The sequence below is a fragment of the Acutalibacter sp. JLR.KK004 genome (genome assembly GCF_036941085.1).
Lineage (GTDB): Bacteria > Bacillota > Clostridia > Oscillospirales > Acutalibacteraceae > Acutalibacter.
In genome coordinates, this window is record NZ_JAYMNQ010000001.1 from 1,448,418 (window position 1) to 1,462,695 (window position 14,278).

Here is a 14,278-nt window from a genome sequence, read left to right on the forward strand (position 1 = left end):
CCTTTTAGAAAGGGAGATCGTCGTCGCCAAACATCTCCTCAAAGGATTCGCTGCTCCCGCTGGAATAAGCGGGGGCCGGCTCTGAAAGGGCCGGCGGCTGCTGGGGCGGGGGAGGGCCGTCAAAAGCGCCTGCGCCGCCGCTTTCCCGCTTGGAACCGGTAAAGCTCACGTCGCTTGCCACAATCTCCACAGCGGTGCGCTTGTTGCCCTGCCTGTCCTCGTAATTGCGGGTCTGGATAGAGCCGTTTACGGCTATCATCTGCCCCTTTGTAAAATAGCGGCAGACAAATTCCGCAGTCTGGCGCCAGGCAACCACATCAATAAAATCAGTCTGGCGCTCTGTGCCCTGACGGGCATAGCTGCGGTCAACCGCCACGCGGAAGCTGGTAACGGCAATATCATTTGCGGTATGTCTCAACTCAGGGTCGGCTACCAGCCGCCCCATGATTACGGCAACATTCAGCATAATTTCAGAACTCGCTTTCCCAAAACAAGCGCCTTACTGGGCGCTCTCTGCGGGGGCCTCCACAGCTTCGGCTGCGATGGCTTCCACATCAATGTTGGATTCTTCAGCCTTGTGGGCCTTCTGAGGCTTCTGGGCGTTCACATGACGGGGATCGCGCTTGACAATAATGGTGCGCATGATGCCGTCTGTAATCTGGTACCGCCTGTCCAGCTCAGCGGTAAACGCAGGGCTGCTCTCAAAGTTGATAAGCGTGTAATAGCCCTCGGTCTGCTTCTGGATGGGATAGGCAAACCGCCGCTTCCCCCAGTCGTCAACACTCTGCACAGTACCGTGCTCCGCGATGAGAGCCTTGAACCGCTCTACCAGCGCGGCGCTGCCTTCTTCCCCAAGCTTTGCGGAAGTGACGATAACCGTCTCATACAGGTTCTTTCCTTCTGCCATTTGTATTGCACCTCCTTTTGGTCTGTTGGCCCCGCGCTCTTATGATGTATTGTCGCGGAGCAAGGAAGTTTGAAACTTTGTCTCAAACAACTTTGCTATTATACCATGTTCTTTTCCGCAATGCAAGGGCCTGTCTGCCGAAAATCCCGGCTTTTTCCAGGTTTCTTTTGCATTTTCCGCCTTATGGCAGCAAAAAAGCGCCTCTCCGCCCGGTGAGCAGGAGAGGCGCGGCCTGGGGTTCAGTGGTTCAGGGCTTGTTTGAAAATAGAGCAAGTGACGGATTTTTGAATCAAAATGCAGCGGTTTCAAGGCGGAAACCGCAAGAAAGGCTATCGCCTTTCGAGGATTTCCAACAAAGAAAGCGTGTATCTTGAACAAAAAGACGGCGTTTGCGATTTTTTAAGCAAGCCCTAAAAACCATACCCCCAGGTTCAGGTAAGCCGCGAAGGCAGTCCACAACAGATAGGGGAGCAGCAGCCAGCCGGCGGCGCTGGTTTCCCGGAAGAAACGCACTGTGGTTATGAAAATGAGTATCCACAGGCCAAGGAGCCAGAAAAAAGCCAGGGCATACTGCCCCATGTTAAAGAAGATAAGCGTCCAGAGGAAATTGCAGGCAAGCTGCAGGCCATACCAGAAAAGGGCGCCGGTGCGCCCGGTGCTGTCCCGCACCCACACCAGATAGGCGGCAATGCCCATCAGCGCGTAAAGGACACTCCATACAGCCGGGAACACCCAGCCCGGCGGGGCCAGAGGCGGCTGCCTCAGGTTTTTATATGCGTCCATGGCGTCATGGGTAAGCCAGGCGGACAGGCCCCCCACAGCCAGGGGAATGAAAAGGCTTATGAATAAGGGCTTCCACTGGATAGGGGTATGGTTTATGCGTTTTGACATGAGGCATCCTGCCTTTCCAGGAAAAATACAGGGATTCCCCTATAGTGTATGCCATGTTTTTTGAAAAATGCAGCGTGCAGGATTTTCAAACCCGCTTTTAGGTTCTTCACGCAAGCCCCAAAAGCCTTGCGGCACAGGCTGTTATAAAGCACAGGCCCAGCCCGCAGGCTGTGGGCAGCAGGAAGGCCACAGCCGTCCATTTCAGGCTTCCGCTCTCTTTTTTGATGGTCATGCAGGTGGTGGAGCAGGGCCAGTGCATCAACCCGAACAGCATGGTACACAGGGCTGTCACCCATGTCCAGCCGTTATCTGCCAGCAGGGCATGAAGGGCTGCCAGGTCGCTCAGCTCCATCAAAGCCCCGCCGCTGGTGTAGGCCATGATGATAAGGGGGATAACGATTTCATTTGCCGGCAGGCCCAGGATGAAGGCTAAAAGTATCACGCCGTCCAGGCCGAAAAGCCTTGCAAAGGGATCTAAAAACCTGGCGCAGTGGGCCAGGAGGGTGGCGTCTCCCAGGGTGATGTTGGCTAAAAGCCAGATGACAAGCCCTGCCGGGGCCGCCACCGCTGCCGCCCTGCCCAGCACGAACAAGGTGCGGTCGAACACAGAGCGGACAATGACCTTGCCGATTTGCGGGCGGCGGTAGGGGGGCAGCTCCAGGGTGAAGGAGGAGGGCACGCCTTTCAGCAGGGTTTTGGAGAGGAATTTGGAAACAGCCAGTGTCATGGACAGCCCCAAAAGGATGACGCACAAAAGCAGCAGGGCAGAAAGCAGGGAGCCGCCAAAGCCTCCCGCAGCCCCGGCAAAAAACATGGTGATAAGGGCAATAAGCATGGGCAGCCTGCCGTTGCAGGGGACGAAATTGTTGGTGAGCATGGCAATCAGCCGTTCCCGGGGGGAGTCGATAATGCGGCACCCCACCACGCCGGCGGCGTTGCAGCCAAATCCCATGGCAGTGGTGAGGGACTGCTTCCCGCAGGCCCCGCAGGCCTGAAAGCATTTGTCCAGGTTAAAGGCCACCCGGGGCAGATACCCCAAATCCTCCAGCAGGGTAAAGAGGGGGAAGAAAATCGCCATGGGCGGCAGCATTACGGAAACCACCCAGGCAAGGGTGCGGTACATGCCGTCAACCAGCAGCCCAGTGAGAAAGGGGGGAAGCTGGCACAGGGCGCACAGATCCCCTAAGCGGTCGCCCAGCCAGAAGAGGGCCGTGCTGAGAAGCTGGGAGGGGTAGTTTGCCCCGGTGATGGTAAGCCAGAAAATCCCCAGCAGCAAAAGCAGCATAAGCGGGAACCCTGTGGCCTTGCCTGTTAAAAGCCGATCCCATTTCCTGTCCCGTTCGCTGTAGCCGTTTTGCCCAAAGGAAACCGCCTGCCGGGCAATCTCCTCTGCCTTGCCCACGGCCCCGGAGGCAATGTCGTCCCGCAGCCGCTCCGGGGTAAGGCCTTCCTTTTCCCACTGCTTTTCTAAGGCCTCCAGGATTTCCCGCACCTCCGGCTGTGCCCGCAGGCGCAGGCCCAGGTTTTTCTCCATAGCAAGGTCCAGGCTTGTGTCGCTGCTGTCCAGCAGCTTCAGGGCCAGCCATCGGGCATTGACCCGCCCCCCGCACAAGCCCTCTACAACAGGCTGCAGCTTTGCCACAGCCTCCTCGGTAAAGGGGGAATAGGGGATGGGGGCGCTGCCAGCCTCAGGAGACAGCCCCTGGGCGCTTTTTCCCGCCTCCTCTAAAAGCTTTTCCAGGCCTGTGCCGCTGCGGGCAGAGGCGCCCACCACCGGCACGCCTAAAAGCTCTGAAAGCTTCTCCAGATGAACCTTCACGCCCTTGCGCTCCGCCTCGTCCAAAAGGTTCACGCACACCACCACCCGGGGGGTGATCTCCATGGCCTGTAGCACCAGGTTTAAATTCCGCTCCAAGCAGGTGGCGTCGCACACCACCACAGCAGCGTCCGCGCCGCCGAAGCAGAGGAAGTCCCGGGCCACTTCTTCCTCGGCGGAATGGGCCAGCAGGGAGTAGCATCCAGGTAAGTCCACCAGAACATACCCCTGATTTTGGCGGTTTACATATCCCTGGGCATTGGTCACAGTTTTTCCAGGCCAGTTGCCTGTATGCTGATGCATTCCAGTTAAAGCGTTAAACACAGTGCTTTTGCCCACGTTGGGATTTCCCGCCAGTGCCAGCACCAGATCTCCCGGCTCTTTTTTCTCAATAACCAGTTCGCTCCCGGCGGCACGCGCTCCGGTGGAGTCCTTAGAAAGCCCCATAGTTCTGCCACGCTCCTTTCTTTGGCGTCAAACCGCCGGCCCGTCCAGCAGAACCCCGGCGGCGTCCTGGCTGCGCAGGGCGATAACAGCCCCCCGGATTAAATAGGCAGAAGGGTCGCCCAAAGGGCTTGCCCCCAGGCATTTTACAACTGTGCCATGTACAAGGCCGATATCCTGCAGGCGGCGTCGCATAGGGCCTTGGGCGGACAGCTCCGTCACGGCAGCCGACTGCCCTGGCAGCAGGCTGGAAAGATTGCTGAATGGTTTCATATATACAGTCACTCCTGAATAATTTGTTAGGGAAAGGCAAAATTCTTTCTCTCCACTACTATATTCCTGAGAGAAAAACTTGTGACGGGAGGAGCCGGGATGCAGGAAGGGTTTTACACCATGAAAGGGTATACGCTGCTGGAGCATGGGCAGCTTACCGCGTCCATGGAAGACTATCTGGAGATGATATACCGCATGGGGGAGGAGGGCTATGTGCGCATCACAGCCCTGGCCCAGGCCCTGCACGTAAAGCCGCCCTCCGCCTCCAAAATGGCGGCAAACCTCCGGGGCCAGGGGCTGATTGAGTTTCCCAAATACGGTTACATCACCCTGACGGAATGGGGCAGGCGCATGGGGGCCTATCTGGTACACAGGCACCAGGTGGTGGGCAGGCTTCTGTGTACCATTAACCAGACAGAAAGCGAGCTGGAAGAGGTGGAAAAAATCGAGCACTTCCTGTCGCCCCGCACTGTGGCAAATATAGAAAAATTTTTAGAGGGGCTGGAACCCCTCTCCAAATAGAAAAAAGCGTAAGACAGGCCGTTATGGCTTGTCTTACGCGCTATGCTGTGTGCTTCTGTATGGCGGTTCCTACAAATTGCTTCTCCTAAAATGGATAAAAGATAAAATGCCGATGGGGGTAAAATAAGCGCACCAGAATTCCAGCGCTATAACGCCGCCCAGGCTGTTCTCCCCGTCCGCCATAGAGCGGAACATGCCTGTCATGGGCAGTATAAAACAGGAGAAAAAGAAAATTCCATGAACCAGCATCAAAACCTGTAACCATTTGTCCGCTTTTGTCTTTGCCTCTATCGTAAGCCCCAGAAAGAAAGTCGAAAGCGCCATCATGCCATATCCAAGCAGGTCATAATTGAAAATCAGCCCGCCCCTTGAAAAATCGAGGATCCTTATGGCCTGCTCGTTAAGCCCGTCCAGCCGGACAGATGTAGTCTGGGCAAAATATACCAGGAAGATGAAGCCAGCATACAACACGGCAAAGGCCATTCCAGCAAGAGCCGCCACCTTATGCTTTTCATCGCTTTCCTTGCAAAAGCCGGCGGCCGCCATGATGTATCCGATAGGCAGCAGCATACACACAAAATAGCTTCCAAAGGCAAAGGGAATAAACATACAGAGGGCAAACAGCAGCACGGAAACCGTTACGATAAAAGCCCCCGCCTTTGCGATTGTTTTGTTCATCAGCCAATCACTCCAAATCCCGCTTTTCAGCTTTTCCGCCAGGCCGAGGGCACAAACAAAAGGAGCATGGGGAAGATTTCCAGCCGGCCCACCAGCATGTCAAAGGAAAGCACCAGCTTGCTGAAACCGGAAAAATGGGAGAAATTCCCTGTGGGGCCAACCATGTCAAGGCCCGGCCCGATATTGTTCAGGCAGGCCAATACGGCGGTTATGTTTGTTTCCAGGGAGAAGCCGTCTCTGGCAATCAGCAGCATAGACAAAAGGATAATGGCGCAGTAAGCGGAAAGATAGCTGTAGGCATTCTGAATCATGTCCTCGCTGGCAAGCTGCCCGTCTATATGCACCTGGGCAACAGACCTGGGCCGCAGCATCCGCTTGATGTTCCGGTGCCCTGCTTTTGTAAGCACCACAGCCCGGGCCACCTTGATACCGCCGCCAGTAGATCCGGCGCAGGCCCCCAGCACCATCAACACCACCAAAAGGGTTTTGGAAAGGGTGGGCCATTGGTTAAAATCCACAGTGGCAAAGCCAGTGGTAGTCATAATAGAGGAAACCTGGAAGGCCGCGTGGTGCAGGGCTTCCCATACATTGCCGCCAAACTGGGGCAGGATATTCCAGGCAATAAGCCCGGCAGAGCCTATCATAACGCCCAAATACGTCCACAGCTCCTGGTTGTGGAGCACCCGGGAAAACTGCCGTAAGAGCAGCAGATAGAACACGCTGAAATTTATCCCGAACAGCGCCATGAAAACGGTGCAGACCCCCTGCAGATAATGGCTGTACCCGGCAAGGCTGTCCCCTTTGATGCCAAAGCCGCCGGTGCCCGCCGTACCGAAAGCTGTGGTGATGCTGTCGAAAAAGGGCATGCCGCCTATCAGCAGCAGTATAGTCTGGATAAGGGTCAAGGCGATATAAATGGCATATAATATTTTAGCGCTGTTTTGCAGCTTGGGTACCAGCTTGTCCACCTGGGGGCCGGGGCTTTCCGCCCGCATTACGTACAGCAGGGAATTTTTCCCCTTTCCCATGGGCACTACGGCTAACAGGAACACCAGCACCCCCATGCCGCCCAGCCAGTGGGTAAAGCTGCGCCAATAGAGCAGGCCCATGGGCATGGCCTCCACATCGGTGAGAATGCTGGCGCCGGTGGTGGTGAAGCCGGAAATCGTCTCAAAAAAGGCGTCGATAAAATGGGGGATAGCGCCGCTGAGAAAGAAGGGGAGGGCGCCCAGGGCAGACACAGCTATCCAGCAGAGGCCCACGCTGAGGAAGCCTTCCCTGGCGCCTATTTCCCGGCTGCGGGGACGGAACAGGTAGGTGCTCAGGCTGAGGCCGCCCGCCAGGGCGGTGGAGAGGATAAGCCCGAAAAGGGCCGCATGTTCCCCTTTATAGAGGGATATGCCGATAGACGGCAGCAGGCACACTGCTTCCACGCGCAGGATATAGCAGATTAAGCGCAGGATCATTCTGTGATTCATAGCAGCAGGCACAGGCCCCAGGCCGTATCCGGGGCGCTCCTTTCCTGATTTGAGATGATGAAAGCCGGAAAAACTTATTCCTTTTCAATGCGCACGAAAAATCGGGCATGGTTGTCCGCCACCCATGCCGCAATTTTTTGCAGCAGCTCCTGCATAAAGGGGGAAGGCTCCTCCCGCACCAGCAGGACAACATGGGTGTTTTCCGGCGTGGCGGCAGGGCACTGCCCGCGGAAATCCGGGGTACGGATATATTTCAAGTAGGTTTCCACCTTGTCCAGCAGCAGGGTCTGGCCTTCCGGCGTTTCGTCCAGAGGATCAGGGGAAACCATAACCAGATCCGCGCCCCCGTCCTTGCGCGCGCCCAGGATGTCAATGTGCCGTGGATTTTCCACCATAAAAAACCGCCATGCGGCAGGGGATTCATGCCCCATACCGTTCCTTTCCGCAAAATATCAATCGTCAATAAAAATATCGCTCAAATCTGCAATGCCCCGCTCTGCGGGAGAAATAACCACCACGTTGTCATGAGGCTCAATGCAGTCGCCGCCGCTGGGGATGATGACCTTGCCCCGGCGGGTGATGCTGGCAATCAGGGTGCCGGGCTTTAATGCCACCTGGTAAAGGGGTTCTCCCAGATGGGGGAGCTGCTTGGTGGCGGTAAACTCCAGGGCCTCCACCTGATCCTCCACCAGCCGGTGCAGGGCCTGCACAGAACCGCCCTTGCGGTTTCCCATGGCACGCACATACCGGGCAATGTCGTTGCAGCACAAGTCCTTGGGGCTTACCACGCAGTCAATTCCCTTTTCGTTTAAAACCTCGCTGAATTCTGTACGGTTGATTTTGGTGATAACCTTGTAGGTGCCCAGGAAATTGGCATACATGGAAATGATAAGGTTCTGCTCGTCAAAATCCGTCAGGGTAACCACCGCGTCTGTCTGGGCCAGTCCCTCGGAATCCAGCACAAAACGGTCAGAGCCGTCTGCGTGGAGGATGGTGGCCTTAGGCAGGTTTTCCGCAAGCTCTATGCAGCGGTTCTCGTCGATTTCAATCAGTTTTACGTTGACGCCGGCCTTAATGAGATCTTCCGCCAGATAAAAGGCAATGCGGCTGCCGCCTATAATCAGCACGTCCCGCACCTTTTTCTGGGCAATGCCCAGGCTGCGGATAAGCCTTGCCAGGTCGCTGGTGGAGGCCGTAACATAAAGCCTGTCGCCTTCCAGCAGGGTGAAATTGCCGTCCGGGATAACCACCTGGGAGCCGCGCTTTACCGCGCACACCAGCACCTTTACCTTCACAATTTTGTACAGATCCAGCAGCCGCGCGCCGTTTAAAACGCTGTCACTTTTAAGCACCAGCTCTACAATCTCCACCCGGCCTCTTGCAAAAGCCTCCCGCTTCAAAAAGGAGGGGAACTGCAGCAGGCGGGAAATTTCGTTTGCGGTGGCCCGTTCCGGATTGATGGCCATGTTCAGGCCAAATTCCTCCTGCAAAAGGAAAAGCTGGCCAAAATAGTCGGGGTTGCGCACCCGGGCGATAGTGTGGGCACAGCCCAGCTTCCGCGCCAGAATACAGCACAGCAGGTTGATCTCATCGGCGGAAGTGGCGGCAATAAGCAGATCGCTTGCGTCCACATTAGCCTGCTTCTGCACCTTCAAAGCCGCTCCGTTGCCGTATACCACGTTCACATCCAAAGACTGCTCCGATTCCTGCAACACCATTTTATTGCTGTCAATGATGACAATATCGTGATTTTCCTTGGAGAGCTGTACAGCAAGAGCGGAACCCACCTTGCCATCGCCCACAATCACAATTCTCATAAAGAAACCGCCATTGGGTACAGGGCTTTCCCGCGCCCTGCGCCATTCCTTTCTCCCATGATTTTTCATCCGCTCTGTAAAGAGAGTTTCCTTTACAGAATAAAAAGAGGCAGTGCCAGAAAAAAGGGCTGCATCAACAGCCCTTTTGGAATGTATCATTACTTGGTACGTGCCGCAGGCCTGTCCCTACCTTGCCTATCCTACCACAAAGAACAAAAAGGCGCAATAGGTTTTTGAAAAGCGCAGAATTTTTTCTTTTTTGCCCAAATCAGCAGCTTTGGAATGAAAAGATTATATGCTTATCCCTCCTCCAGCACAGAAGTGCAGTGGGGGCAGCGGGAAGCTTCCAGGGCAATTTCGCTTTTGCAGTAAGGGCAGGCCTTCACCGCAGGGGCTGGCTTATCCGGTTCGGCTTTTTTCAAATTGCGCAGCCGGTTGATAGCCTTGATAACCAAAAACAGCACCAGGGCAATAAGCAGGAAGTTTATGACAGCAGCAATAAACGCGCCGTATCCAGCACATTGCCCTTGGAGATGAACTCTTTAAACTCTTTCAGGATTTTCATAAATACCCTCCTGCCCTCCGCAATATCTTCCTTGATTTCCACCCTGCCATGGCAGGCTGTTTTTCTTAATTTTGCCACAGGAAGCATGAAAAAGCAAGGCCCTGCTGCAATTTGCGCTGTCAAAAGCCTGCCTGTAAAGGACATCGGCATTACAAGAAAAGGATCCCAGGCTGCCCGGGATCCTTTTCTGCCGTATTATTGGGAGACGCTGCCGCTTAAGGCTGCATATAGCTGCTGCCGCAGGGTACTGTACTCCCGGGCAATATCAGCGGGGGCGTCATCTGTCAGCGCTTTTTGGCGCATATATTCCAGCGCCAGATACTGCGCTTCTGCCAGTGGCGAGAGGGCTGTCCGGTTTTCTTCCATCTTTGCACGCTCCTTTCTGATACTATAGAATGGGCGCAAAAAGGGCGTGTTATGCAGAAAAGGCTTGCAAGCCTGGCTTGGTATGCTATAATAAATTATCCGCAAAAGTATGAAACAGCCAATTGTGTAAAGCACACGGATTTACACAAAAAGGGGGGTTCTCCATGTACATTGCTGATCTGCACATCCATTCCCGGTACGCCCGGGCCACCAGCCGGGACTGCGACGGGCCTCACCTGGATCTCTGGGCCAGGAAAAAAGGGATTGCCCTGCTGGGCACAGGAGACTTCACCCACCCGGCATGGCGCAGGGAGCTGGAGGATCAGCTTGTGCCTGCGGAGGAAGGGCTTTATGCGTTAAAGATGGAGCACCAGCTTCCAGGCGGGCCTGAGGCGGCTGTGCGCTTTGTGATTTCCGGGGAAATCAGTTCCATCTACAAGAAGGACGGCAGGGTGCGCAAGGTGCATTCGGTTATCCTCCTGCCCGATTTCGACAGTGCCCGCCGGCTTTCCGCCCGCCTGGAGGCCATCGGCAACCTTCACTCCGACGGCAGGCCCATCCTAGGCCTGGACTGCCGGGATTTGCTGGAAATCACCCTGGAGGCCTGCCCCCAGGCCATGTTCATTCCCGCCCATATCTGGACGCCCCATTTTTCCCTTTTCGGGGCTTTTTCCGGCTTTAACACCATAGAGGAATGTTTTGGGGATATGTCCGGGGAAATTCATGCCCTGGAAACAGGGCTTTCCTCGGATCCTCCTATGAACTGGCGGGTTTCCCAACTGGACGGCTACACCCTGGTTTCCAATTCAGATGCCCATTCCCCCCAGAAGCTGGGACGGGAAGGGAACCTGCTGGATACGGAGCTGTCCTACCCTGCGCTGAAACAGGCCATTGAGACGGGAGAAGGCTTTGGGGGCACCCTGGAATTTTTCCCAGAGGAGGGGAAATACCACCTGGACGGCCACAGGAACTGCGGCGTGGTGCTTTCTCCCGCCGAAACGGAGGCCCTGGGGGGACGCTGCCCGGTTTGCGGGAAAAAGCTGACCATCGGGGTGGAGCACCGGGTGGAAGAACTGGCAGACAGGGAAGAAGGCTTCCGGCCTGTAAAGGCCAAGCCCTTTGAAAGCTTAGCGCCCCTGCCGGAGGTGATAGGAGCCTGCTGCGGGTATTCGGAGGGCAGCAAAAAGGTGCGGGCCTGTTACGAACACATGATAGCAGAGCTTGGCCCGGAGTTTTCCATCCTGCGGGAAAGCCCTCTTTCCGACATCAGCCAGGTGGCAGGGCCTGCTGTGGCAGAGGGAATCGGCCGCCTGCGCCAGGGCCGGGTGGAGCGCAAAGCTGGGTTTGACGGGCAGTTTGGCGCTGTGATTCTGCTGACCCCAGCGGAAATAGAGGCCCTTGAGGGGCAGACCAGCCTGTTTGCCCTGTATAGCGCTGGAAAAAAGCCTGGCCAAAAGAAAAAAGCCGGGAAAAAGCCCCAGGTGAAAGCCGCGGAAAAGCCTCTGCTTCCCCAATCCGCCATACCAAACCCGGAGCAGCAGGCCGCTGCCTGCGCTGTGGAGCCAGTAGTGGCGGTGATAGCCGGACCGGGAAGCGGAAAGACTAAAACCCTTGCGGACAGGGTGGAATTCCTGCTCGCCCAAACGGGGGCAAAGCCCCGGGAGATTACGGCAGTCACCTTTACAAACCAGGCCGCTGGGGAATTGCGGGACAGGCTCGCGTCAAAGCTGGGAGGCAGGCGGGCTGTTTCCGGCATGACCATTGGCACTTTCCACAGTGTGTGCTGGCAGCAGTTGGGAAAGCCCGGGCTGGTAAGCGGAAGCGAGGCCCTTTCCCTTGCGGAAAAGCTTTTAGAGGGCCGGGGGCTTCGTGTCACGCCCGGGCGGTTTTTAGAGGAGGTTTCCCGGCGGAAAAACGGCATGGGGCCAAAGGAAACGGCAGTGGAGGAGAGTTTGCTGGAGGAGTACCGCATCCTGCTGGAGGGGCGGCTGGACTTTGACGATCTCCTTTTACAGGCCCTGGCCCTTGACCCGCCAGCCCCCAAAAGCCTTACCCATCTGCTTATAGACGAGTTCCAGGACTGCAACAGCCTGCAATACCGGCTGGCCCTGCATTGGGCGGAAAAGGGGAAAAGCCTTTTTGTCATCGGGGATCCGGATCAGTCCATCTATGGCTTCCGGGGCGCGGCAGGCAGGTGCTTCCAGCAGCTAAAGGAGGACAGGCCCGGCCTGCGGGAAATACGCCTTGTGCGAAACTACCGCTCCACCCCGGAAATCCTGCAGAGCGCCCTGGAAGTCATCTCCCATAACCCCGGCGGGCCGCGCGTCCTTGCAAGCGAAGCCCCTAAAGGCCCCCTTGTGCGGTGGTGCAAAGGAGAGGACGAGTTTTCCCAGGGGATATTCTGCGCCAAGGAAATTGCCGCCATGACAGGGGGCATGGACATGCTGGGGGCGCGCCAGCGGGAAGCCTTCTATGCTTTTTCTGAAATTGCGGTGCTGTGCCGCACCCGCCGCCAGCTTGAGGCCTTGGAACGCTGCCTGCGCCGGGAGGACATCCCCTGCGTAATCGGGGGCCGGGACGATTCCCTGCAGGAAAAGGAGGTGCTGGGCACAGCCGCCTTTTTCCGGTTCCTGCTGGACTTTACAGATGCGGGCGCTTTAAAATCCTGCCTGGAGCTTTTGTGGGGCTGCCCTGCTTACCACCGGGAAACAGCCGCCGCCTGCTGCGGGGAAACCGGGCAGGGGAGCATAGAGCCTTTGAAAGGGCGGCTGGGGGATATCCCGGCACTGCAGGGCTTTTTGCAGGCAGCGGAAGAGTATCTGCCCCGGGTAAAGGAAAAGCCGGAAAAGCTTTTGGAAAGCTGGGCAGCCAGGCAGCCAAAGTCCCGGGCATTAAAGCGCCTGGCAGGCGTCGCGGCCTTTTCCTCCAGCCTGGAAGATTTCCTCAACACCCTGCTGTTAGGCGAGGAGGGAGATCTGCGCCGCCAGTCCGGCAAAACTTACGCCTCCGGGGCCGTGTATCTCAGCACCTTGCACGGGGCCAAGGGGCTGGAATTCTCCGTAGTCTTTCTAGCTGGAGTGGACAAGGGGACCCTGCCCCTGGAATCCGCCAAAGGCCAGGCAGATGCCGAGGAGGAACGCCGCCTGTTTTATGTGGGCATGACCCGCGCCCGGGAGGAGCTTGTCTTGCTTTCCTCCGGGGAGCCTTCGCCCTTTATGGTGGAAATCCCGCCGGAACTGTTGGAAAAGGAGAAAGTCCCTCTCAGGGAAAAGCCTGCCGAGCAGCTCCGCCTGTTTTAACAGAAAAAAGGGGCACACTGAAAAGCAAATTGCCTTTACAGTGTGCCCCTTGCCATGCCAGCGGGCATAGCCTGAAATTTAGCTGCCCAGCACAATCTCCTTATGCTGCTCGGAAGAATCGTAAATGGCCTGCATCATCTGGGCCGTAACAATGACGGTGTCGATGTGGGAAGGCAGCTTCCTGCCTGTCTTGATACAGTCCACAAAAGCGTCTATCTCATTTTGGAACATATCCCGGGACGTATACTGAGGGGTAAACTCCACCAGCGCGCCGTTTTCCACGGTGTACAGGGTGAACTCCTTGCCATACTGCAGCCGGATGCCGCCCTTGTCCCCCATAAAATCGATATAGCGGTCTTCCGCGCCGATATTCTGCGCCCAGGCGCCGTTTAAGGTAATCACAGGGCCGGAGGTGCGGATCATGCCGGTAACGGAATCGTCCACGTCGTACACGCCGTCATACTTGGGAGGCCCTGCCCACATGTCTTTATACACATAGCTTTCCATATCCTTGCCCAGCTTGCAGAAGGCCTCGCCTGTGACAGTGCGCACAGTGGGATCGCCGCAGCAGTACATAACAATATCCAGGTAGTGTACGCCCCAGTCGATAAGGGCGCCGCCGCCTGCAATGGCCTTGGTGGTGAAAGCGCCGCCCAGGCCGGGGATAGAGCGGTGGGCGCGGAAGCTCACATAGACGTGGTGGATGTTCCCCAGGCGGCCGGAATCAATGTATTCCTTTATGCGGTTTACGCCGTCGTTAAAGCGGTTTACCACGCCGATGTTCAAAACCTTCCCTGTTTCGTGCTGTACCTTCTGCATCTCCAGGGCTTCCGCGTAAGTGCGGGCGGCAGGCTTTTCGCACAGCACGTTTTTCCCGGCCCGCAGGGCGTCCATAGCGATAACCGGGTGCATGTCGTTGGGGGTGCAGACAGACACAGCTTCAATTTCCGGGTCGGCCAGCGCCGCATGGTAATCCACAATGGCCGTGCCGCAGCCATACTCTTTCACGGCTTTCTCGGCCCGCTCAGGGATGATGTCGCAGAAATATTTGATTTCCGCCTCGGGGTTCTTCATATAGGACGGGATGTGGGCGGCGTTGGCAATGGTGCCGCAGCCGATAACAGCTACCTTCATGATGATACACTCTCCTTATCAGTTTCACATCGTTTTCGGGCTTTATGGTGATTATACCTTAGCGCGCCGGTATTTGCAATGCGGATTT

At 56.4% G+C, this 14,278-nt stretch carries 15 protein-coding genes; 2 read left to right on the plus strand and 13 right to left on the minus strand.

Annotated features, from left to right (window positions below; all coding sequences use genetic code 11):
• Window positions 1–4: 4 nt before the first annotated feature.
• The 5 genes from VSQ30_RS07985 to VSQ30_RS08005 all read right to left on the minus strand — a co-directional run bounded on the left by VSQ30_RS07985 (window position 5) and on the right by VSQ30_RS08005 (window position 4,331).
• A complete protein-coding gene (locus tag VSQ30_RS07985) occupies window positions 5–466 on the minus strand; it encodes a single-stranded DNA-binding protein (protein ID WP_334463231.1) in 462 nt (153 codons plus the stop codon).
• Between the two features lie 33 nt (window positions 467–499).
• Entirely contained in the window at window positions 500–907 is a 408-nt protein-coding gene (rpsF, locus tag VSQ30_RS07990) for a 30S ribosomal protein S6 (protein WP_334463232.1), read from the minus strand.
• A 399-nt stretch (window positions 908–1,306) separates the two neighbouring features.
• Entirely contained in the window at window positions 1,307–1,798 is a 492-nt protein-coding gene (locus VSQ30_RS07995) for a TspO/MBR family protein (RefSeq protein ID WP_334463234.1), read from the minus strand.
• Window positions 1,799–1,904: 106 nt separating this feature from the next.
• Window positions 1,905–4,061 carry a ferrous iron transport protein B gene (gene feoB, locus VSQ30_RS08000; protein ID WP_334463236.1) on the minus strand — a complete coding sequence of 719 codons (2,157 nt, stop codon included), beginning with the start codon at window positions 4,059–4,061 and terminating at the stop codon, window positions 1,905–1,907.
• A gap of 27 nt (window positions 4,062–4,088) precedes the next feature.
• On the minus strand, window positions 4,089–4,331 hold the full coding sequence (locus tag VSQ30_RS08005) for a FeoA family protein (protein ID WP_160641411.1): 243 nt from the start codon (window positions 4,329–4,331) through the stop codon (window positions 4,089–4,091).
• Between the two features lie 99 nt (window positions 4,332–4,430).
• Between VSQ30_RS08005 and VSQ30_RS08010 the strand changes: the two genes are divergently transcribed.
• On the plus strand, window positions 4,431–4,853 hold the full coding sequence (locus tag VSQ30_RS08010; protein WP_334463238.1) for a metal-dependent transcriptional regulator: 423 nt from the start codon (window positions 4,431–4,433) through the stop codon (window positions 4,851–4,853).
• Between the two features lie 69 nt (window positions 4,854–4,922).
• On the opposite strand, the gene VSQ30_RS08015 is transcribed toward VSQ30_RS08010, so the two are convergent.
• The 7 genes from VSQ30_RS08015 to VSQ30_RS08045 form a co-directional block, all read right to left on the minus strand.
• On the minus strand, window positions 4,923–5,531 hold the full coding sequence (locus tag VSQ30_RS08015; protein WP_334463240.1) for a hypothetical protein: 609 nt from the start codon (window positions 5,529–5,531) through the stop codon (window positions 4,923–4,925).
• A 26-nt stretch (window positions 5,532–5,557) separates the two neighbouring features.
• Window positions 5,558–7,009: a TrkH family potassium uptake protein gene (locus tag VSQ30_RS08020; RefSeq protein WP_160641408.1), complete on the minus strand. Its 1,452-nt coding sequence runs from the start codon at window positions 7,007–7,009 to the stop codon at window positions 5,558–5,560.
• 74 nt (window positions 7,010–7,083) lie between these two features.
• Window positions 7,084–7,440 carry a DUF6572 domain-containing protein gene (locus VSQ30_RS08025; RefSeq protein WP_160641407.1) on the minus strand — a complete coding sequence of 119 codons (357 nt, stop codon included), beginning with the start codon at window positions 7,438–7,440 and terminating at the stop codon, window positions 7,084–7,086.
• A gap of 21 nt (window positions 7,441–7,461) precedes the next feature.
• Window positions 7,462–8,826 carry a Trk system potassium transporter TrkA gene (trkA, locus tag VSQ30_RS08030; protein ID WP_334463243.1) on the minus strand — a complete coding sequence of 455 codons (1,365 nt, stop codon included), beginning with the start codon at window positions 8,824–8,826 and terminating at the stop codon, window positions 7,462–7,464.
• Window positions 8,827–9,125: 299 nt separating this feature from the next.
• On the minus strand, window positions 9,126–9,290 hold the full coding sequence (locus tag VSQ30_RS08035) for a hypothetical protein (RefSeq protein WP_334463245.1): 165 nt from the start codon (window positions 9,288–9,290) through the stop codon (window positions 9,126–9,128).
• A 20-nt stretch (window positions 9,291–9,310) separates the two neighbouring features.
• A complete protein-coding gene (locus VSQ30_RS08040) occupies window positions 9,311–9,469 on the minus strand; it encodes a hypothetical protein (protein WP_334463247.1) in 159 nt (52 codons plus the stop codon).
• 117 nt (window positions 9,470–9,586) lie between these two features.
• Window positions 9,587–9,757, minus strand: a complete 171-nt coding sequence (locus VSQ30_RS08045; RefSeq protein WP_160641404.1) for a hypothetical protein — start codon at window positions 9,755–9,757, stop codon at window positions 9,587–9,589.
• 164 nt (window positions 9,758–9,921) lie between these two features.
• Here VSQ30_RS08045 and VSQ30_RS08050 point away from each other — a divergent pair, with 164 nt between their 5' ends.
• Window positions 9,922–13,056 carry a UvrD-helicase domain-containing protein gene (locus VSQ30_RS08050; protein WP_334463250.1) on the plus strand — a complete coding sequence of 1,045 codons (3,135 nt, stop codon included), beginning with the start codon at window positions 9,922–9,924 and terminating at the stop codon, window positions 13,054–13,056.
• 78 nt (window positions 13,057–13,134) lie between these two features.
• On the opposite strand, the gene VSQ30_RS08055 is transcribed toward VSQ30_RS08050, so the two are convergent.
• Window positions 13,135–14,190, minus strand: coding sequence for a Gfo/Idh/MocA family protein (locus VSQ30_RS08055; protein WP_334463252.1), 1,056 nt, complete (start codon window positions 14,188–14,190; stop codon window positions 13,135–13,137).
• Window positions 14,191–14,278: the final 88 nt, after the last annotated feature.

Coding starts and splice junctions, on each gene's coding strand:
- VSQ30_RS07995 (WP_334463234.1), bottom strand. CDS start 1,798: ATGTCAAAACGCATAAACCATACCCCTATCCAGTGGAAGCCCTTATTC.
- VSQ30_RS08045 (WP_160641404.1), bottom strand. CDS start 9,757: ATGGAAGAAAACCGGACAGCCCTCTCGCCACTGGCAGAAGCGCAGTAT.
- VSQ30_RS08050 (WP_334463250.1), top strand. CDS start 9,922: ATGTACATTGCTGATCTGCACATCCATTCCCGGTACGCCCGGGCCACC.
- VSQ30_RS08015 (WP_334463240.1), bottom strand. CDS start 5,531: ATGAACAAAACAATCGCAAAGGCGGGGGCTTTTATCGTAACGGTTTCC.
- VSQ30_RS07985 (WP_334463231.1), bottom strand. CDS start 466: ATGCTGAATGTTGCCGTAATCATGGGGCGGCTGGTAGCCGACCCTGAG.
- rpsF (WP_334463232.1), bottom strand. CDS start 907: ATGGCAGAAGGAAAGAACCTGTATGAGACGGTTATCGTCACTTCCGCA.
- trkA (WP_334463243.1), bottom strand. CDS start 8,826: ATGAGAATTGTGATTGTGGGCGATGGCAAGGTGGGTTCCGCTCTTGCT.
- VSQ30_RS08010 (WP_334463238.1), top strand. CDS start 4,431: ATGCAGGAAGGGTTTTACACCATGAAAGGGTATACGCTGCTGGAGCAT.
- VSQ30_RS08005 (WP_160641411.1), bottom strand. CDS start 4,331: ATGAAACCATTCAGCAATCTTTCCAGCCTGCTGCCAGGGCAGTCGGCT.
- VSQ30_RS08055 (WP_334463252.1), bottom strand. CDS start 14,190: ATGAAGGTAGCTGTTATCGGCTGCGGCACCATTGCCAACGCCGCCCAC.
- VSQ30_RS08020 (WP_160641408.1), bottom strand. CDS start 7,009: ATGAATCACAGAATGATCCTGCGCTTAATCTGCTATATCCTGCGCGTG.
- VSQ30_RS08025 (WP_160641407.1), bottom strand. CDS start 7,440: ATGGGGCATGAATCCCCTGCCGCATGGCGGTTTTTTATGGTGGAAAAT.
- feoB (WP_334463236.1), bottom strand. CDS start 4,061: ATGGGGCTTTCTAAGGACTCCACCGGAGCGCGTGCCGCCGGGAGCGAA.